Annotated in this window: 16 protein-coding genes; 3 read left to right on the top strand and 13 right to left on the bottom strand. The window is 55.4% G+C overall.

What is annotated here, in order from left to right:
* The coding region (locus FMN52_RS16845) for an integrase core domain-containing protein (RefSeq protein ID WP_148606714.1) at positions 1-93 on the top strand (93 nt) is incomplete at its 5' end.
* A 48-nt stretch (positions 94-141) separates the two neighbouring features.
* On the opposite strand, the gene FMN52_RS16850 is transcribed toward FMN52_RS16845, so the two are convergent.
* Positions 142-795 carry a peroxiredoxin gene (locus tag FMN52_RS16850; RefSeq protein WP_148609784.1) on the bottom strand — a complete coding sequence of 218 codons (654 nt, stop codon included), beginning with the start codon at positions 793-795 and terminating at the stop codon, positions 142-144.
* Positions 796-917: 122 nt separating this feature from the next.
* Entirely contained in the window at positions 918-2,279 is a 1,362-nt protein-coding gene (locus FMN52_RS16855) for a sodium:alanine symporter family protein (RefSeq protein WP_148609785.1), read from the bottom strand.
* Positions 2,280-2,461: 182 nt separating this feature from the next.
* Here FMN52_RS16855 and FMN52_RS16860 point away from each other — a divergent pair, with 182 nt between their 5' ends.
* Positions 2,462-2,893: a CBS domain-containing protein gene (locus FMN52_RS16860; protein WP_148609786.1), complete on the top strand. Its 432-nt coding sequence runs from the start codon at positions 2,462-2,464 to the stop codon at positions 2,891-2,893.
* Positions 2,894-2,922: 29 nt separating this feature from the next.
* Complete coding sequence (fghA, locus tag FMN52_RS16865; protein WP_148609787.1) at positions 2,923-3,765, top strand: S-formylglutathione hydrolase; 843 nt, start codon at positions 2,923-2,925, stop codon at positions 3,763-3,765.
* 17 nt (positions 3,766-3,782) lie between these two features.
* Here the strand turns inward: fghA and FMN52_RS16870 are convergent, their stop codons facing one another.
* From FMN52_RS16870 to FMN52_RS16920, 11 genes are all read right to left on the bottom strand, one after another.
* Complete coding sequence (locus FMN52_RS16870; RefSeq protein WP_148609788.1) at positions 3,783-4,907, bottom strand: HD domain-containing phosphohydrolase; 1,125 nt, start codon at positions 4,905-4,907, stop codon at positions 3,783-3,785.
* A gap of 96 nt (positions 4,908-5,003) precedes the next feature.
* On the bottom strand, positions 5,004-7,868 hold the full coding sequence (locus tag FMN52_RS16875; protein ID WP_148609789.1) for an EAL domain-containing protein: 2,865 nt from the start codon (positions 7,866-7,868) through the stop codon (positions 5,004-5,006).
* A gap of 12 nt (positions 7,869-7,880) precedes the next feature.
* Positions 7,881-8,327 carry a response regulator gene (locus FMN52_RS16880; protein WP_148609790.1) on the bottom strand — a complete coding sequence of 149 codons (447 nt, stop codon included), beginning with the start codon at positions 8,325-8,327 and terminating at the stop codon, positions 7,881-7,883.
* Positions 8,320-11,961 (bottom strand): PAS domain S-box protein, encoded by a 3,642-nt coding sequence (locus FMN52_RS16885; RefSeq protein ID WP_148609791.1) that lies wholly within the window; start codon positions 11,959-11,961, stop codon positions 8,320-8,322. Before FMN52_RS16885 ends, FMN52_RS16880 begins: the two co-directional genes overlap by 8 nt.
* Positions 11,954-14,200 carry an ATPase, T2SS/T4P/T4SS family gene (locus FMN52_RS16890; RefSeq protein WP_148609792.1) on the bottom strand — a complete coding sequence of 749 codons (2,247 nt, stop codon included), beginning with the start codon at positions 14,198-14,200 and terminating at the stop codon, positions 11,954-11,956. Before FMN52_RS16890 ends, FMN52_RS16885 begins: the two co-directional genes overlap by 8 nt.
* On the bottom strand, positions 14,201-15,358 hold the full coding sequence (locus tag FMN52_RS16895; RefSeq protein ID WP_148609793.1) for an ATP-binding protein: 1,158 nt from the start codon (positions 15,356-15,358) through the stop codon (positions 14,201-14,203).
* Entirely contained in the window at positions 15,345-16,019 is a 675-nt protein-coding gene (locus tag FMN52_RS16900; protein ID WP_148609794.1) for a GTPase domain-containing protein, read from the bottom strand. The genes FMN52_RS16895 and FMN52_RS16900 overlap by 14 nt, the downstream gene beginning before the upstream one ends.
* An 11-nt stretch (positions 16,020-16,030) precedes the next feature.
* Positions 16,031-16,561 (bottom strand): response regulator, encoded by a 531-nt coding sequence (locus tag FMN52_RS16905; RefSeq protein WP_148609795.1) that lies wholly within the window; start codon positions 16,559-16,561, stop codon positions 16,031-16,033.
* The gene (locus FMN52_RS16910; protein WP_148610082.1) at positions 16,558-17,931 is read right to left on the bottom strand and encodes an HD domain-containing phosphohydrolase; all 1,374 of its coding nucleotides are present in this window, start codon (positions 17,929-17,931) and stop codon (positions 16,558-16,560) included. The genes FMN52_RS16905 and FMN52_RS16910 overlap by 4 nt, the downstream gene beginning before the upstream one ends.
* 2 nt (positions 17,932-17,933) lie before the next feature.
* Positions 17,934-18,785, bottom strand: coding sequence for an ATP-binding protein (locus FMN52_RS16915; RefSeq protein WP_205424962.1), 852 nt, complete (start codon positions 18,783-18,785; stop codon positions 17,934-17,936).
* A gap of 431 nt (positions 18,786-19,216) precedes the next feature.
* Positions 19,217-19,858 carry a response regulator gene (locus tag FMN52_RS16920; protein ID WP_162525038.1) on the bottom strand — a complete coding sequence of 214 codons (642 nt, stop codon included), beginning with the start codon at positions 19,856-19,858 and terminating at the stop codon, positions 19,217-19,219.
* Positions 19,859-19,935: the final 77 nt, after the last annotated feature.

Consider the following 19,935-nt stretch of genomic DNA (forward strand, 5'->3'; position numbering starts at 1 on the left):
GTTGATCAGTCCGTGCAGACCTATAACACAAGACGGCCACATCTGGCCCTCAAATACAAAACGCCCGATGCGGTGCACCGGGCGTTTCGATAGAAGTAGGTGTAAACCTATTTCAGGACTAGACACTTAAGAGGCTAGTGATCAGTCACCGCTCCAGTTGGCTTTCGGGTCCGGTGTCATCCGCAAATAGGATTTCACGGCCTTGTAGCCTTTGGGGAAGCGCTGCTTGATTTCTTCCTCGTCTTGCAGGGACGGAACGATGACCACGTCGCCACCACGCTCCCAGTTGCCCGGAGTTGCGACCTTGTGTTCATCGGTCAGCTGCAGCGAATCGATCACCCGCAGCACTTCGTTAAAGTTACGACCGGTGCTAGCCGGGTAGGTGATCATCAGCCGTACTTTCTTGTTCGGATCAATCACGAACAAGGAACGCACGGTAAGGCTGCTGTCGGCGTTAGGGTGAATCATGTCGTACAGCTCGGATACCTTCCGGTCGTGATCTGCAATGATCGGGAAGTTTACCGAGCAACCCTGGGTTTCGTTGATGTCCTTGATCCACTCCTTGTGGGAGTCGACCGGGTCGACACTCAGGGCAATGGCTTTTACGCCACGCTTGGCGAACTCATCCTTCAGCTTGGCGGTCAGGCCCAGCTCTGTGGTACAGACCGGGGTGAAATCCGCCGGGTGTGAAAACAATACCCCCCAGCTGTCACCCAGCCAGTCGTAAAACGAAATTTTCCCTTCACTGGACTCCTGCTCAAAATCGGGTGCGGTATCTCCGAGACGTAAAGTCATGTGTACTCTCCTTCGATCATGGTAGTGACAATTTCGTTTGTTATCCCGGCCCGAAAACTGCCGGATTTTGTTCTGAGTGTATATCACAAATCTTGGTGCCAGAGGAGGCAATTACAAGGGGCTCAAACCCCCAATGCCTTCTCTTTCTCAAAGTGCTCCCGGGTAAGCTTGAACACAACCGGGCTGAGCATCAGCAGGGCAATCAGGTTTGGTAGCGCCATCATGGCATTCAGGGTGTCTGCCACCAGCCAGACGAAACCCAGGTTCAGGGTTGCACCCACCGGGATGGCCAGAATCCATGCAACGCGGTACGGCACTATGGCCTTTACGCCGAACAGGAACTCGACGCAGCGTTCCCCATAGAATGACCAGCCGAGGATGGTTGTGAATGCAAATACTGCCAGGGCAATAGCTACAAGATAGTTGCCAACGCCGGGTAGCGCCTCCTGAAACGCCATTGAAGTCAGTGCGGCGCCGGATTCACCAGAGGTCCAGGTTCCGGAGGTGATAATCACCAGGCCGGTGATGGTGCAGATAATAATGGTATCAATGAAGGTGCCGAGCATGGCCACCATGCCCTGATTGATCGGGTTCCGGGTTTGCGCTGCGGCATGGGCAATGGGCGCGGAGCCCAGGCCAGCTTCATTGGAAAAGATGCCCCTAGCCACCCCGAAGCGGATCGCGGCCCAGACTGCCGCACCGGCAAATCCACCCTCGGCGGCGATGGGGCTGAAAGCATGCTGGATCACCAGGGAAAAGGCGGCGGGAATGTCGGCGGCGTTAATGGCCAGTACCACAAGCCCGGCGACCAGGTAGGAAACCGCCATCAACGGCACCAGGGCACTGGCAACATGGCCAATCCTGCGGATGCCACCAATCAGGACCATGCCTACCAGAACCATGAGAACCAGGCCGGTCAGCCAGTGTGGCAACCCGAAGTTGGTCTCCATGACATCGGCCACCGAGTTGGCCTGCACGGTGTTGCCGATGCCAAAACCGGCAATGGCGGCAAAAACGGCAAACAGGACGCCAAGCCAGGCCCATTTGCGGCCAAGCCCGTTGCGGATGTAGTACATAGGGCCGCCAACATGAGCGCCTCGCTCGTCCACTTCCCGGTAACGCACTGCCAGCACTGCCTCGGAATACTTGGTAGCCATCCCCACCAGGGCCGTCAGCCACATCCAGAACAGCGCACCGGGGCCCCCCAGGAACACAGCAGTGGCAACCCCGGCGATGTTGCCGGTGCCAACGGTGGCTGAGAGCGCTGTCATCAATGCCTGGAACGGCGGGATTTCACCCTCGGATTCGGCACCGGCGGCGGTGCGGCCTTTCCACATCAGCCGGAAGCCGGCGCCCAGCTTCAGCACCGGCATCAGCTTCAGGCCCAGGCTAAGGAACAGCCCGACCCCCAGTATCAGAACCAGCATGGGTGGGCCCCAGACCAGTCCGTTTATCTGCCCAACGAATTCAGAAATAGCTTCCATGGGATCTCCCTCTGTATGCCATGGATTGGTTTGGATTTTTGACCCGGGTTGGGTATAACCGGCTGAGTTTAGTCAGATATTTTTCCATGTAAACCGATGGCCCGGGAAAAGTGGTGGATTCGGATGTGATTGCCTATGCTCATATCAATAGCGATCACACACCAGGGGGAGGAATTCTGCCCATGCGTTCACTGAAAGTTTCAGATGTCATGTGGAACCACATCGAGCCGATCCGTTGTGGCACGCAGCTCACCAAAGTGGTGAAGACGCTGCTCCACAACCACGTGACCGGCCTGCCGGTTGTTGATGACCAACGTCATGTAATCGGTTTTATCTCCGAGCAGGACTGCATCCATGCCCTGCTGGTCAGCGGCTATCACCGCGAGGGCGACCCGCTCGTTGACGATGTTATGTTCCGGAAACCGGTGACGATTTCGGCAGAGATGTCTGTCGTGGATCTCGCTCAGAACCTCGGTGCGGGCAAGCCAAAGGTGTACCCTGTTGTGGATCACGGCAAACTGATTGGTATTGTCACGCGTACTGCTATCCTGGCCGAGCTGGCACGCACCGGGTTTGGTCTTGAGCCGCCAAAGCACGCCAGTGCCGAATACTGAAACACACTTTTCCCAAAACTGAGGACACTATGGAACTCCTATCCACGAACGTCTGTTTCGAAGGCGAGCACCGCCGTTACCGGCATACCTCCGCTACCCTCGAATGCGACATGGAGTTTGCGGTGTATCTGCCGCCCGTGGCTGTGGGCTCCAGGCCGGGTAAAGTGCCGGTCCTCTACTGGCTGTCAGGGCTGACCTGCACCGACCAGAATTTCATGCAGAAAGCCGGCGCCCTGAAGCGCGCTTCGCAACTGGGTATGGCGATTGTCTGTCCGGACACCAGCCCCCGTGGGGTGAACCTGCCGGGCGAGGACGACAGCTACGACTTTGGCTCCGGAGCCGGTTTCTACATCAACGCTACCGAGCAACCCTGGGCACCCCATTACCGGATGTATGACTATGTCGTGAAGGAATTGCCGCAGTTGATTGAAAACGAATTGCCGGCCACGGACAAACGTTCAATCAGCGGTCACTCCATGGGTGGCCATGGTGCCTTGATCTGCGCCCTTAAAAACCCTGGCCGCTATGCCTCGGTATCGGCGTTCGCGCCCATCGCGAACCCCACTGAATGTCCCTGGGGCCAGAAAGCTTTCACGGGGTACCTCGGAGACAACCCCCGCAGTTGGGAAGAATGGGATGCCACTCTGCTGATTCCGACCGCTCGGGAGCGCTTGCCTCTATTGGTGGATCAGGGCACGGCCGACGAGTTTCTGGACAGCCAGCTCAACCCGGATGCTCTGGCAGATGCCTGTGAGAAGTTCCACCATCACATCGATCTGCGCATGCATCGGGGCTATGACCACAGCTATTTTTTCATTGCCTCGTTCATTGATGATCACCTGGATCATCACGCCAAGGCGCTGGGTCTATGAGGGTGTGACGACGGTGGTCAGGAGCGGAAGCCCCAGACCAGACTGAAGTCCATGGAGGGCATGATTTCAGGCTCTTCGAGAGACTGAATACCGAAATCTGGCTCGCTGGTGTCCCGCTCGAAAGTGCCGGTGTAGCGATTGCCCCGGGGGCCGAAGATGGCTTTCACGAAGGGCCCCCGGGCCCGGACTGGCCGGCGGGTAACTACTCCCACTTCGTTGTTTTCAAGGCGTACCAGAATGCCGGGTGGGTGCTCGCCCAGCACCTGCAGCAGGGCCTTTGGGATCGCCGGTCGGAACTTGCCATCGGCCAGGTTGGCAATCAGCTTCCGGGCGTCGGTCACATTCATGCGCTGCCGGTAGGCGCGCTTGGTGATCATGGCGATGTAACGCTCTGCCAGCGCCAGAATTTCCGCTTCCGGCCGTATTTCGGTGCCACTCAGGCCCCTTGGATAGCCGCTGCCGTCAGCTTGTTCATGGTGCTGGGCAATGATGGTCAGTAGCAGCTTGTTGTCGATGCCTGCCGCCTTGAGTGCCTGAATGCTGCGTTGGGGGTGTTTGCGAATCACCCCCCGTTGCTCATCGTTCAGCACCGTATTGGACGCATTGAGTTTGTCGGCGATGGGCACGAGAGCAAGGTTCGCCGTAAGGGCGGCTGTAGTGAGTACAGAGACTCTTTGCTCTTCCAGGCCGAACTTCTTGCCGATGAACTGACAAAGGATGGCGTAAAACAGAATCTGCTCGTATATCACTGGCCCGATCGAGTAGAGGTGAACCAGTGCCAGGGTGGCGTCGGGTGATTCTGCACATGTGCGTTCGATCATTCGGGCGAGGCCGAGCAAGCGTTTGTTAGCCGAGGGATCAGAATCGGTAATAGCTTTCAGGGTTGCTTCGAGGGAGTGAAGCAGATCCGGGTAATCGGCAAATGGGTTGCGATCTCGTGTATCCTCGAAAACCTCCTCCTGAGGCCGCTCGATCTTGCGAGGCTTGAATCTTCCGCGCTCGAACAGTTGTTCCAACTGGGAATCCGTCTGAATGACATAGCCCTGGCGCAGAAGCACATTGCCGTCAGCATCATAGACGTTCCAGGGCAGGGGCCGGCCGATTGTCAGGGCGCCGGGTGCGATTCGGACGAGTTCGGTCAAAACAAAGCTTCCTGAATACTGCTTATCGAGGCGACAGTCTACCTCTGAATCCGGATTCAACTCCAGTTGAAGCAGCGGTTTACGTGATCGCTTTCATCAAGTCTGCATGGCCGCGTGATATTGAAACGCCTGCTGAATCTGCTCACGAATCTGCTTGTCGTCCCAGGGCTTGGTCAGGAACTTATAGATTGCCCCTTCGTTGATGGCATCGGTTACAGACTTCAGGTCGGTATAGCCGGAGAGAACAATCCTGACCGTTTCCGGATGGATGGCCTTAACCTGACTGAAAAACTCGGTTCCAGACATCTCGGGCATTCGCTGGTCCGAAATGATGACCTGGACGTCGTTTTCGGCAAGTAGTCTGAAGGCTTCGCTGATACTGGTAGTCGAAAGTATCCGATAGCCATCCCGCCGGAAAACTCTTTTAAGCGCTTTGAGTATGTTTTCCTCATCGTCCAGCAGAAGCAGCGTTTTCTGGTTTGTCAGTTCGGCACTATGGACGTTGGCTGTCCCGGCTCCATGGGTATTCATGTAAGTTTTAAGGTCTGCAAAAGGCATCGGCCTGGCGAATACGAAGCCCTGTAGTAGATCACACTGATGCTTTCTCAGGAAGACGGCATGGCCCTCCGTTTCAACACCTTCTGCAACCACTTCCAGCCCGAGATGATGCGCCATGGAGATAACGCCCTGGGTAATGGCGGCATCACTTCGACTCTGGATAACATCCTTTATAAACGACTGGTCAATCTTGATCTTGTTGGCAGGCATCAGTTTGATATAGCTGAGGCTGGAGAAGCCTGTGCCGAAATCATCAATGGCGATGCGCACGCCCAGCTCTCGTAACTCGTTCAATGTCTGGATTACCCGGTCTGTATCGTACAGTACTGACGACTCGACCACCTCAAGCTCCAGGGCTTCCGGAGACAGGCCTGAGCGGGTGAGGGCTTCCTGGACGGTTTCACGGAATCCCTCTTTACGAATCTGTATTGGGGAAACATTTACCGCTACTTTGCAATCCCTGAAGCCAGCAGACTGGAGTTCAACCATGTCACGGCAGGCTTTGTACAAAACCTGTTTGCCAAGGGCAACGATCTGGCCGGTTTCCTCTGCCAGTGGTATGAAGTCCCCCGGTGATACCAGGCCCCGGGTTGAGTGCTCCCAGCGCACGAGGGCCTCGACCGAGCGGGCATGACCGGTTCGGGAATCGACAATCGGCTGGTAATAAACGCTCAGGTTGTCGTTTTCGATGGCATCCTGGAGTTCATTTCTCAGTTTTACCCGGTAGCTCGCGGACGTGTTCAGTTCTTCAGAAAACCACTGATAAGTGTTTCGCCCGAGCTGTTTGGCGCTGTACATGGCAAGGTCAGCCTGCTGTATCAGCTCCATTGGGTTTGCGATACCGCCGTCCGTGACGGATATGCCGATACTGGCAGTCAGATGCAGGTTTTCATCGCCGAGTTGGTAAGGCTGGGAAAGCTCCATAATGGCATTTTCAACCACCAGAATAATATCGTTGGTGTGGGCCAGGTCAGGCAATACCACAACGAACTCGTCGCCGCTCATCCGAGCGATAGTGTCGCCTGAGCGCACCATAGCCTCAAGCCGGCGGGCTACTTCCACAAGTATCTGATCACCGACACGGTGGCCAAGGGAGTCATTCAAAAGCTTGAAGCCGTCCAGATCAATGAACAGAAGGCCGACTGTCCTTCTGTAACGATGAGCGAACTGGCAGGCTTGAGTCAGACGGTCCTCCAGCAGGGCCCGATTGGGCAAGCGGGTAAGCACGTCGTGGCTGGTATTGTATGCAAGCTCGCTTTCAACGGATTTACGCTCTGAAATATCGTTCTGTATGCCGACAAAATGGGTAATCCGGCCTTCCTGGTTTCTGATCGGGGACAGATACAGGTCATTCCAGAAGGGCGTCCCGTCCTTGCGGTAATTGCGTAAAACCGCCGATACATCCTTGCCCTGTCTGAGTGCGGCCCTGATTTCGGCCAGTGGTTGCGCATTGTCGGGATCGGATTCATCACCCTGCAGGAAACGACAGTTCTGGCCCAACGCTTCTTCTTTGGAGTACCCGGTGACACGCTCAAAGGTCGGATTGACGTATACCAACGGCAAATCCGGAGCATGAGCGTCGCAGATAACAATGCCGTTGGAGCTCGACTCGATGCATCGTTGCATCAGCCGAAGCTTGCGGTTGCCTGCAATCTGGGCGGTCATGTCTGTCAACATCTGGAGAATGAGGTTGTGATGGTTGATCACAATCTCTTCGGACACGACTTCAACAAACAGGTCCTCGCCGTTCCGGTTCCGATGATGCTCGAGTTTTCCGTCCTGCCTGAGGATCAATCCCTCTGTGGAGACATCGGCGTCGTTCTCAGATTCTCTGAGAACGCTCCAGTGACTGCCTTCGAGCTCCTCCGCTGAGTATCCGTACAGGAGTTGAGCTGCTTGGTTAACAGACTGTATGGCACCGCTTTCTGGGTCAATAAGACACATGGGCGCCGGATTGTTCTCGAACAGCAGCCTGTAGTGTGCCTCGCTGCTGGCCAGGTGTTCGTTGGCCATGGCCCGATCGATGGCGTAGCGGATGCTTCGAATCAGTGTATGACTGTCGATGTCGCCCTTGGTGAGGTAGTCCGCCGCCCCAAGTTCTACCGCCCGGGCATCGAGCTCAGCATCGCCCTGGCCGGTCAGTAGAATGAAGGGCGTGGTGATGCCTTCTTCCCGGGCCTGCTTGATCAAGTCCAGACCTGAATCCGGCCCCAGTCTGAGGTCGATCAGCGCGACATCAATTTTAAGTGTGTGAAGCGCTTCCAAACCGGTGCTGAAACTGTCCTGCCAGTTTAATTCTGTGGTTACCGGACTGGCTTCACTGAGCAAGTCGCGGGTAATCAGATAGTCGTCTTCATCATCCTCGATGAGCAGAATTCGCAGGGTCGGGTCGCTGTTACTCATAATCATCCGGTTTTAATGTTTGCCCGCGTTTCTCGAAAAATACGGCTGTAAAGACTCGACAGCGTCCAATAGCTTGGTGTAGCTGGAGGGTTTGACAAGGTAATCGTTGGCCCCGTTCGCAAGACAGAACTGTTTGTCCTCATCGCTTTCCGAGGTGGTCATGACAACCGTCGGGATTTGCTTAAACAACGCGTTATTTCGCAATTCAATGAGCGATTCCCGGCCATCCTTGAGCGGCATGTTCAGGTCAAGCAGGAGCATATCCGGCAGCACCGAAGGCGATAGGTTTTCCGCGTCTGAGAGACTTTTCCCGATAAAAGCCATGAGCTCCTCACCATCCTGGACAAAATGCAGCCTGCAGTTCGGACATCTTTCCTCAAAAGCTTCGCGAATCAACATGCGATCGTCCGGATCGTCTTCGGCGATAAGAACCAGGGGGGTCGCTTGTATGTTATCCATGGTTGGCCCCTTCTACCGTTTCGTGACGCCCGAAACGGATGCGGAAAGTGGTTCCCTCGCCGGGAACACTCTGGACTAGGACACTGGCACCGTGCCGATCAAGAATTTTTTTCACAATGGCCATGCCAATCCCGGTTCCGCTGTAGGCGTCACGCTTGTGCAGGCGCTGGAACGGATGGAAGATTTTCTCCGCGTACTTCTCATCGAAGCCTATGCCGTTATCGGAAACCACCAGTGTCCAGCAATCCTGCCCGATTGCCTCAGGGTAGATCATTATTTCAGGCACTTTGCCGGGTTCATGAAATTTAATGGAGTTACTGATCAGGTTCTGGAATACCTGCCTCAACTGGGTGGCATCCCCGAAAATGGAAGGTAGCGGTGAGACCTGGATACTCGCCTGTTCCGCCGAAATGGCGGTTTCCATGTCCTGCAGCACGCCTCTCAGTATTGCCTCGGTATCGCAGGTTTCGAAAGGCTTGGCGCGGGTTGTTATCCGGGAATAGGACAGCAGATCCATGATCAGCGATTGCATACGCGCTGCTGCAGATTGCATACGTTCAAGGTAGTCCCGCTCGTCCGGACCCAGCTTGTCGGATTTCACCAGAAGCCGGTCAGAAAAGGCCCTTATCTTTCTGAGAGGCTCTTGAAGGTCGTGAGAAGCTACGAATGCGAAATCCTGGAGCTCCCGGTTGCTCCGTTCCAGTTCTTTGAGCGTTTCTTCAAGCTTCCACTGGGCCTCCTTTCGTTCGCGAATGCTTCGATAATATACTGCAAGCCCTTCCTCGGACGGGTAAGCGCTGATTTCAAGCCAGTTATCCAGGGGGGCATAGTAACCTTCGAAAGAGACTGACTCGCCGGTCTCCATGGCACGGGTATACATCTCGTCGAACTCGGTGCCGATAGCCGCCGGGAAAATTTCCCAAAGGCTATGGCCCAGCAATTCCTCGCGTGGTTTGTGGATGAGTTCCTCGGAGCGACGGTTCACATAGGTGAATCGCCAATCCCTGTCGACGGTGAAAAAAGCATCGGTAATGCTCTCGAAGATGGTTGCCTGTCTTTCAGCGTAGCGTCTGATCTGGTCCATGGCCTGGCGTGAGGCTGTAATGTCCTGGAAGCCGCCTTGCAATCGCACGACCTCTCCTTTCTCGTTCTTGACGGCATGGCCAATGACACGCCCCCAGCGGAGCCGCCCACTGGCGGTGAGGAACTGCACCTCCTCGTCAAACGGGATGCCGGTTCTGGAACAAAGGTCGATCGCCGCGGAGAGGGTTTCCCGGGAATCGTCGGTGTAGAAGCTTAAGCCTGTCTCCAGATCCGGTTCCTCACCTGGCGGGACCTCGAATATGTCGAACATGACCGGCGTCCAGGTGATTTTCCCGGGTGGGATCTCAACGGTCCATCCGCCAATCATGGCGGTTTTTTCGGCGATGCTGAGCAGGGCCTCGCTTCTTCTGAGTCGCTCCTGGGTTTCCAGTGATTCGGTGATATCTCGGGCGACGACGTAGATCAGATCGTCGCCACTGAGAATGGCATTGATCTGCAGCCAGTGTTCGCTATGGGCGGTGTCGATAGCCCGGATGAACAGGTTGTGAACATCCTCTCCTTCGGTCAGGGACTGGACGGCTTCATTCACTTTCTGGTGGTCATCTGTGTGAACAATGTCCAGATAGGAGGTGCCAAGCAACTGTTCCCGGGTATAGCCGAGGGTTTGCACGAAGGTGTTATTCATCTCGAAGAAATGGCTGTTCAGGTCGACAATACAGAACATGTCTGGTGACAGTGAAAAGAACTGGTCACGCTCCCGGCTGAGCGTCTCGGCGACCAACTCGTCACTGATATCCCGGCCAACGCAGAACAGTGCGTTATCCTCCTTTGACCATTCGGCAGTCCAGGAAACGGTAACCGTATGGCCGTCCCTGTGACGGAGCCGGGTTCGGAATCCTGAAGCCCTGTTGCTCTGGCCTGAGGCGAGTTTCCTGACTTCCTCAACGGTTGAATCCCTGTCTTCGGGGAGAAGCAGCAGATCGTAGTGTTGGCCTTTAAGGTCTCCCGGAGCGTAGCCGAGCACGGCCTCACTGGCCGGGCTGACCGTCAGGAAGTTGCCTGCAGGGCTGATGGAACAAAGCAAATCCCGGGAAAACTCCATAATTTTTTCATTGGTCTGGCGAAGACTACGTTCCTCCTCCAGGTGGTAGTTGAGCGTGTCGTTAAGTTCAGTCAGCACGACGGATCGACGTTCGGATTCCCGCCAGAACAGGTGTATCAGCATCACGAGAAAACTCATGCCCAAACCGCCGAACAGGATTAGCGGGGGCAGGTAGAGTTCGTCCGTTGGTAATGAACCCCGGCCTATGTAGGCATCAATCCGCCAGACGTTGTCATGATGGGCCTCCACAACAGCTGAGGCGAGGTGTAGTTGCTCAGATTTTGGAATGTTTGGAGAGGTGTCATAAACCAGTTGTTCCTCATAGAACACCGCCAGATTAAGAGTGGTGTTTTGCTGCTGGGTAAGCCCCCGGTAAACGTGATGCAGGTCGACAACCGCAACAACGGGCCAGGGATTACCCGGCATAGGGGCTCCCGAGACGGAGATCACTGCATGTGCCCTGCCTTTTCTGTCGGGCATGGGCCAGCTCAGGTGAGGCGCCTTGGATTCGACCACATGCTCAAACCATTTCCTCGTTCCATTCTGGCCAAGAAAAGTATCCAGCCAGGTGCGATAATCAAGGGTTCGGGACGCCACGCGAATGAAGTTCAGGTCCCGGTCCAGCAGAGCAATCAGCCGAATCTCGGGGAAGTCCCTCAGATAGCTGCTTACTTCCTGCTGCCAGAACTGTTCCGACGGCGCCCCGTCAAGAATTTCCCACCGTTCAGCAAGCCGTCTTACCAGCGCGAGTTTTACATGGAAGGCGGACGCGGTGGCAGCGGCCAGTTGGCTGACCTGAGTTTGCGCCCGTTCCTTGAGATTCTCGCTGTATTGCAACCTCATGGTGTGCCAGGTAACCGTCGTTATCAGAATGCCGAAGATGCCTACCAGGATGAGTCCCCTGGAATAGACCGGGATTTCCCGGTGGTATATCCGGTAAAGGAAAGGCAGGGTCAGGCCAACAAGCACGAGCAGGGGACTGACCACCAGAGTGGACTCGGCAATGGTGCCGACGCCGGCAGCTGCCATTGACGGGTACCAGCGGGACAGGAGTGAAATGAAGCCGATGGCAAGCACAATGGGGGCTGAAACCAGCCCGACTTTCCATCCCCTGGGGACATGGATGGCCCCCAGGGCGCTCAGAAAAACAAGCCCGATCGCGATCAGTAGTAGTGGGCTGATCTTCATGAATCGGAGGCCGGGTCCGAAAGGCAGTGCCGGCAGTACGCTGAAGGTGATAGTGGCCAGCAGGCCCAGAACACCGAAGGCGGTAGCTAGTCTGGGCAACTGGAAAAGCAGCGTTAGCAGCGTGGCACTGATAATGATGGCAAGAACCCCTCCTCCCGGATGCAGAGAGATTCTCCCGGGGGTGTCCGAGCCCCCCACGAAAAAGTCCCAGAGAATCACGCCACCCACCGAAGCCAGCGAGATTGCCAGTGCCAGTGCAAGGCAAAACCAGAAAATTTCCCGACTGCGATTACTAACCATTCAACACCTGTGGCCCCAGGAGTCGTAGCACTTCGTCCGGCGTTGTCAGACCGGCCCGCAGTTTCTCCAGTGCATCATCGAGAAGTACCTTCATGCCCTGCTCCCTGGCGATGGTCTCGATCTGCATGGCGCTCGCGCCTTCGGTAATCGCAATCCTCAGGTCCTCGTTCATGGTCAGGACCTCGTGAATCGCTACCCGTCCTTTATAGCCCTTATGACACTTGTTGCAGCCTTCGCCACGATAGAACACCAGCTCTGCGCTCTGAAACTCGGGACCCAGTTGAGCGAGAACCTCAGACGGTGGCGGGGTTTCTTTCCGGCAGTGAGTGCAAATTTTGCGAACCAGCCGCTGGGCAATAATCGCCTCCAGGGCGGAAGCCAGTACAAAGGGTTTCAGGCCCAGATCAAGCAGGCGGGCCACGGTTGCCGCAGCCGAACTCGTGTGTAGGGTCGAGTAAACCAGATGGCCGGTCATGGCGGCATGGAAAGCCACATCGGCGGTTTCCTCATCCCGGATCTCACCCAGCAGGATGACATCGGGATCCTGTCGGAGAATCGCCCGTAGCACGCTGGCGAAGTTCAGGCCGATCCTCTCTTTTACCGGAACCTGGCCGGCCATATCGACGTGAAATTCCACGGGGTCCTCAATGGTGACGTAGTTACGTTCCGGCGAGGCGTTGTGTTGCAGCAGGGCATACAGCGTTGTGGTCTTGCCGCTGCCGGTGGGTCCCGTAGCGAGGATGATGCCCTGGGGCTTGGCGATCACGTGCATGAGCCGTTTCAGGTTGTGCTCCGAGAGGCCGAGATCCTCCAGAGACTGGGCGGAGGACTGACGCTCCAGTACCCGCATCACGACCTTTTCGCCGTTAATGGTCGGCAGGGTGGAGATCCGCAGATCCACAATACGCATCGGTGTCTTGACCGTGATTCGTCCATCCTGGGGCTTGCGGCGTTCGGTAATATCCAGTTCCGCCATGACCTTGATCCGGGAGACAACGGACATCAGCAGATTGGTGGGGATGTGTATTTTGTCCTGCAGCACCCCATCAATCCGATAGCGCACGACCAGCGATTTGGTGCGGGGGTGTACGTGGATATCGCTGGCGCCAAGCCTCAGAGCCTCCAGAATGATGGCGTTGACCAGCCGGATGGCGGGTGGTTCCTCGGAGCTACCCAGCAGCTGTTCAAGGGATTCCTGGTCTGCATCCTCGTCGAGAACAATCTCGATACCTTCGTACGGATCATCGGTACCAACCCGGGTGGTTATGTCATCCAGCTCGGTCGCTTCTCCAAACACCTCCGCCAGCTTTGCCTGCATCTGTGAGGTTTCGCAGAGCAGAGGGTGGATGGTGTAGCCGGTCATGAAACCGAGCTCGTCAATCAGGTTGATGTCCATGGGATCAACCATGGCAAGTCGAAGACGCTGCCCACTGGTGCGTAACGGCAAGACCAGCTGACGTGTGCAGATCTTCTGGGGCACCAGTGATAGCAAGCTCGGATCGGGCTGGAACTCCCGCAGGTCGATTTCCTCGAATAACATTTCGTCCCGCAAGAGTTCGAAAACTTTCCGGAAGTCCACCCATTCGTGCTTGAGCAACTGCCGGACCACCGGCGTTTTCTGGCTCTGCATTTCCCGATGCAGTTGCTGAATCTGTTGCGGGTTCAGCCAACCCTTCTTGTGCAGCAGGATGGCCAGCTGGCTACGGTTGGTAGCGGTCAGCTTGCTGATGGTCTCCAGGTCCCGGCTCTGTTTTTTGGTTTGCTGTTCCAGTGCGCGAGTGCGCTGAATCAGCTCATACTGTTCCAGTGCCAGGGCGATGGTTAGCCGGATGTCATCGTCATTCCACGGTTTCAGGATGAACCGGTAAACCGCCCCGTCCTTGATGGAGCCCATCACGGCGTCTGTGTTGGCATGGCCGGTCAGCATGATGCGAATGGTTTGGGGCCAGCGTTCCCGGACCTCCCGAAGCAGTTCACTACCATTCATTCCGGGCATCATGAAATCGGTCATGATCAGTTCTGCTGGCTGTTTTTCCATAATACGCAAGGCTTCTTCGCCATTGCGGGCGAAAAGAAGTTCGTAATTCTCACGCTGGAAGACGCGGCGCAGTGAGGCCAGGATGTTGGGCTCGTCATCCACCAGCAGGAGTCTGTATGGGGCCTTTTTGGCCTCCGGGGCGTTATGGTGGAGGTTTTCAGATTCCTCGCTCTGAAAAAGCGATGCGTAACGTTTTGCCATTTAAGGTTCCTGGCCACCGTGCATGGGCAGAGTCAGTGTTACTCGTGTGCCGGTACCGGGGCGGCTTTCGATTTCCAGGTTGCCCTGGTGGGCCCGAACGGTATCGCGAGCCACTGTCAGCCCAAGACCGGTGCCGGAACCCACCGGTCGCGTGGTGAAGAAGGCATCAAAAATGCGGGCTTGATCCGCCTCCGCAATCCCGCAACCGTTATCCTGAATGATGACTTGAATGCGGGCACCGTCAATGCGCGATTGAACCAGAATACGGCCGTTGGCCGGGTCCCGGTCTGAATCCCTGAGGGCCTGGGCGGCGTTGTCCAGCAGGTTGAAAAAGGTCTGGGATAGCCGGGAAGGGTGTCCCGTTACCGGAGGCAGTTCGTCGAGGCGTTCGGTGATTTTCAGGTTGTGATGGTATTCCGTTTGCACCAGGTGAACGGCACTTTGCAGCAACTCATTGATGTTGCATATAGAATAGTCAGCCTGGTCTATGCTTGAAAAGGTTTTCAGATCCGAAACAATGCCGGCCACCCGAGTGGTGCCGTCCATGGATTCGGTGAGCAGATCCTCGAAGTCGTCGAGCAACTCCTGATTGGTTGGCGAGGCCGGAACCATCTCGCGGAGGTCTTCGAGGTAATCCCGCGCCACCCTCAGATTACTGCTGATAAATCCGATCGGGTTGTTGATCTCATGGGCTACGCCCGCCGCCAGCTGACCGACCGATCGCAGCCGCGCGCTTTCGTAAAGCTCCTGCTGGCTTTTTTGTATGACCCTGACCTGCTCGTCCACTTTGTCTTGAAGCTGCTCCGACAGCTCCCGGTATCGGGCTTCCGAGGCTTTCAATGCCTCGTTCTGACGCTGCAGTTCCGCGTAGCTGGCTTCGGTGGTGTCATGATGAAGGTTGGCCGCCAATCGGTACTTGGCGACGAACATCATGATAAATCCGATCAGGTTTGCCGCGGCCTGCCGTTCCTCCCTCGATCCGCCGGTTAGCCAGCCGATGGTCTCCAGGTTGAACTCCACCGGAACGGAGCCTTCCGATCTCTGCGCACTTAGACGGACGGGTTCAGTGCACAGGTCGCTCAGCAGCCGATCGAGACGCTCTTTTTGCTCTGGACTGAGCAAATCTTCAAGGGCCGGATCGTCTTCAAAGGTGCGCATAGCGTTCCCCGTGGCTGGCACTGAGGCCTTCAATAAACGTTTGTCGGTTGATGCCGTGCTGCCGCTCCAGATGGTATTCACCATTAATGATCGTATACAGACGGTCCAGCAGCAGCTTGAACGTATCGATAACACCTTTGCCCTGAAGCGCCGAGGCCATGATCAGCGGTGCCCATGGGGTTGAGGCCCAACGCGTCTGCAGGTCCTGTTCGTCCGCCACTCCGGGTATATCCCGCTTGTTGAACTGAACCACCATGGGCAGGGTGTCAATATCCAGCCCGACCTTTTCCAGGTTTTCCTCCAGGTTTCCGAAAGCGGTTGCGTTGTTATCCTGTTGGGAGAGCTGTGAATCAGCAACGAACACAACGCCATCCGCCCTTGAAAGCACGGCCTTTCGGGTGCTGTCGTGCTGTACCTGTCCCGGCACGGTATAGAGTTTCAGGCGCAGGTCCAGCCCCGAATCGCCACGCAGCCCGATAGGCAACATGTCGAAAAACAAGGTGCGGTCGTCACGGGTTTCGAGCACCATCAGCTCTCCCTTGCGCTGCGGATTCAGCAGGGAATGGAGTTGCATCAGGTTAGTGGTCTTGCCGCTGAGCGCTGGTCCGTAAAACACCACCTTGAGCGTCAGCTTGTTGTCGTCCGCATCGAAATCAGGCATGGGCGATATCGTTATCCGTCATGGTCACCGATCAGAACCGAGCCGTCTGTATCACGGTGTACCCGCGTTATGCCGGGGTTCTCGGTTTCCAGTCTCAATAGTTCCTCCTCCCTTGCACGGAGCATCGCCTTCTGGGTATCCACTTCCTCGCGCAACTGACGGTTCTCCAGTTTCAACCGGTACAGGTCGATTGCCGACTGAATGGATGCCACCACCTCGTAATCATCCCAGGGCTTGGACAGGAAACGGTAAACTTCCGCCTGATTGATGGCCTTTATCATCGAGCTTCGATCGCCGTGGGCACTCAGAACCAGCCGCATGGCATCGGGCTGCCGTTGCTTGGCAAACTGCAGGTAAGTCACGCCGTCTGCGGTGGGCATCTGGTAGTCCGAAACAATCACGGCATAATCGTGTTCGAGCAGACCGCCCAGGGCGGATTCCACCGTGTTGTAGGTGTGCACTTCCCAGCCCTGGGGCTTTAGCAGCCGGCGCAGGGCGCTCAGAATGTTGGGCTCGTCGTCCACGAGCTGGATCTTGGTCATGGGGTGGTCTCCGTATCTTCTTCCGGACGATGCACATACAAAGTGTAGCGGTGGCCGTCCGGTTCGCCTTTCTCAAAGGTCGCAAGCTTGTCGATCAGAATGGATGTCAGCACCTTGCCTTCATTCAACAGCAACATACCTGAGGCTGCGTAAAGGTTTCGCGCCAGCACCATTCCCGGCTTCAATCGCAGTGTGTCCAGCACCAGAACGTTCGGGTCTTCGTGCTCAATGTCCGGGGCAAACTCGATCACCATTTCCAGAAACTGATTGGCCACTTCTGGATCGTAGAGCCGGTCGCGGTAGCGCTTGATCAGTTTGATGGCGTTATCCCTTGGCACCCGGCGCTCAAGGATCAGCCCGTACTGAAGTTCGATGAAATCGACTGCCAGACGGAGAATTCGTGACCCGAGCGGAATATCCTTTCCTTCCAGACGGTCCGGCACGCCATAACCATTCCACTTTTCCTGGTGGTGGCGAATGATTTTGGCGGCGTCCCGCAGAGGTTCCAGGGCCATCAGTAGCTGCTCACCGGCCACCGGATACTTCATGTATTCCAATCGCTGGTCTTTGCTGAGCAGGTCCGATGGCGCCGTGAACAGCTCATCTGGCCAGCTGAGCTTGCCCAGGTTGTAGAGGGCCGCTGCCATGGCGAGGTTCCGGCTCAATTCTTCATCGAGCTTGTGGTGCTCGGCAAAGGCCTTGACCAGGGCAATAACTTTGGCGTTGGGCTGGCGGTTGGCGGGCAGGCGTTTATCGATCAGGGAAGAGAAGACTTCCGTGGTTGTTACATAGCTCTGGCGAAGTTCCTGGTAGGCCAGATCCAACATGTCGGCGGTTTCTTTGAGCTCCGCGGTGCGGTCGCGAACCTTTTCCTCAAGGGTGCCATTAAGCTCCTTAAGCTCACGGTTCTGTTTGCGCGTCAGTTTCTCCAGAGCCAGTCGCCGACGCTCGGACTGCTGGAATGCCAGAGCCTGGCGAAGAATCAACCGAAGCTCGTCGTCATCCCAGGGTTTGCTGATGTAGCGGTATATCTGGCCTTCATTGATAGCTGAAACGGTCGAATTGATGTCAGCGTATCCGGTTAACAGAATCCGTATGCACCAGGGGAACCGCTTTCTGATGTTGGCCAACAGGGTCGGGCCGTCCATCCCCGGCATCCGAGCGTCGGAAATCACCAGATCAAAGCGCTGGTCTTCCATCAGCGTTAATGCTTCGTCACCCGACGCGGCGGTGACAAGCTCGTAGGGCTCCTTGCGCAGCACCCGTTTCAGACTGCGAAGAATATTATCCTCATCGTCAACCAGCAGCAGTTTCGCACTGGTCGTTCGGGATTCGCTGGCCTCATTGGACCGGATGGCCGATTCGTTCATGATCATTCGGCTTCAGGCGTCAGTGGTTGGTTGATCGGGAGAGTGATTCGGAAACAGGTACCCTCACCGGGGCGGCTGTCCACGTCGATGAGGCCGTTGTGCTTTTCAATGATATTGAACGACAGTGAAAGACCCAGGCCAGTGCCCTTGCCAATAGGCTTGGTTGTGAAAAATGGCTCGAAAATACGGTTCAGGTTTTCCTCGGAAATGCCTTGACCCGTGTCCTCGATTTCTATGATGACATTGTCCCCGCTCGCCCGGGTGCGGATATGGATCTGCCCGAAATCTTCGATGGCGTGGGCGGCGTTGACCAGCAGATTCATGATCACCTGATTGATTTGGGAGATGATGCATTCCACGTTCGGAAGATCATCAAAATCACGCACCACCTCCGCCTTGTATTTCAATTCGTTGTTAACCACATTAAGAGTGGTTTCAATGCCCTTGTGAATGTCTGCCGGCTTGAAGTCCTCTTCCTCAATGTAGGAAAAATCTTTCATCGCGGCGATGATGGTTTTTACTCGCTCAATTCCTTCTCTGGACTCCGAAATTAGGTCTTTCAGATCTTCCCGAAGATAGTCGTAATCCAGGTTCTTTTTGATCAGTTGCAGGTCGTCCAGTGATTCGGCTGAATCCACCGCATTCGTCAACCGGAAGAGGTCAGTCAGGTAGCCTTCAAGGGTCTGAAGGTTGGAATAGACGTAGCCCACCGGATTGTTGATTTCATGCGCGACTCCAGCAGCCAATTGTCCAATGGCCGCGAGCTTCTCGGACTGCATCAACTGCCTTTTGGCCTCTTCCAGTCGTTTGTTCAGTAGTGCTGGATCAGCTTGCTGATGGGACAGGCTGGTCATCGTTAAGACTCGCTCTGGAAAATTTGGTTGGTTAGCTGCAAGTGTGCTCCCGGGCATCTGCTGAGTGCATCATCAATCATATAAGATGCATTTGAAACGCTTGCTTTGTAATTCATGGTTTCAAATTCCATGGTTATTGTAATTTGCGTAGACAATCAGCCAGTCCAGTCCCCAAAATTCGGTTTTTATATAAATTGGCTAGCTCTTCAAGCGTGTTTCTTGTGATTTCCATCAGGCTTTTAGAGTCACTTTTTCGAGCAAATCTGTTCAGTGCAACCGGGTTCTATGTCTATTTCAAATACACTACGTGCCGGTTAATGTGATTTTTGTCGAACTGACCACCGGTCTGCTATAGGGATGCGTCCCTATAGGTCGGTTTGGGGCTGATATTTAAGATACTAAGACGGATGGAATTTGAGAGCGAAAATGCCTTAGTCGGTTTTTACCAGGGTGGTCCAATTCACGATAAGCTCAGCAACGGATGCCGTTCCCATTTTGTCCATGACCCGGGAGCGGTGAATGTCGACGGTTTTTTTGCTCAGGCCCAGCTGTTTGGCAATCTCGGCGCTGGATAAGTTTGAAAGAAGCAGGTTAAATACGTCATATTCTCTTCTCGAGAGGCTCGACATCCTCGCTGTGAAGTCATCAGTCAATGCCCTCTTTGCAAAAATACGTCGCGCATTCTGAGTCATCTTGTGCACGGCTTCGAGCAACCTGGCGTTATCGAATGGCTTCTCGATGACGTCAACGACACCGGCCTTGGTCAGGAACACCGCTGACCTTATCGAGGCATGCGCCGTAACAACAAGGACCACAAGATTCATATTCTCTTGAAGAATGTGCGAAACCAGCAGTTCCCCTCCCATGCCTGGCATTTTGAGATCCAGTATCAAGCAGGCAGGGCTTCCATCGTATTCGTGCAGAAATTCAGAGGCTGAATGGTGCAGGTGTGTCTGGTAACCGGCCCTGCCGAGCAGCCGGCGGATACTTCGTAGGATGTTTGGCTCGTCATCAACTATGTGGATGGCAAATTCGTCGTTGAGGCGACGCGCTTCTTCGGTGAGATTGGGCAACATTGGATCCTGTATCATTGCGTTTTGAGCAAATTATGATCGCTTTGTAGGGCAACAACAATGATGCCTATCCCTCG

The sequence above is a fragment of the Marinobacter sp. BW6 genome (assembly GCF_008107725.1).
Lineage (GTDB): Bacteria > Pseudomonadota > Gammaproteobacteria > Pseudomonadales > Oleiphilaceae > Marinobacter.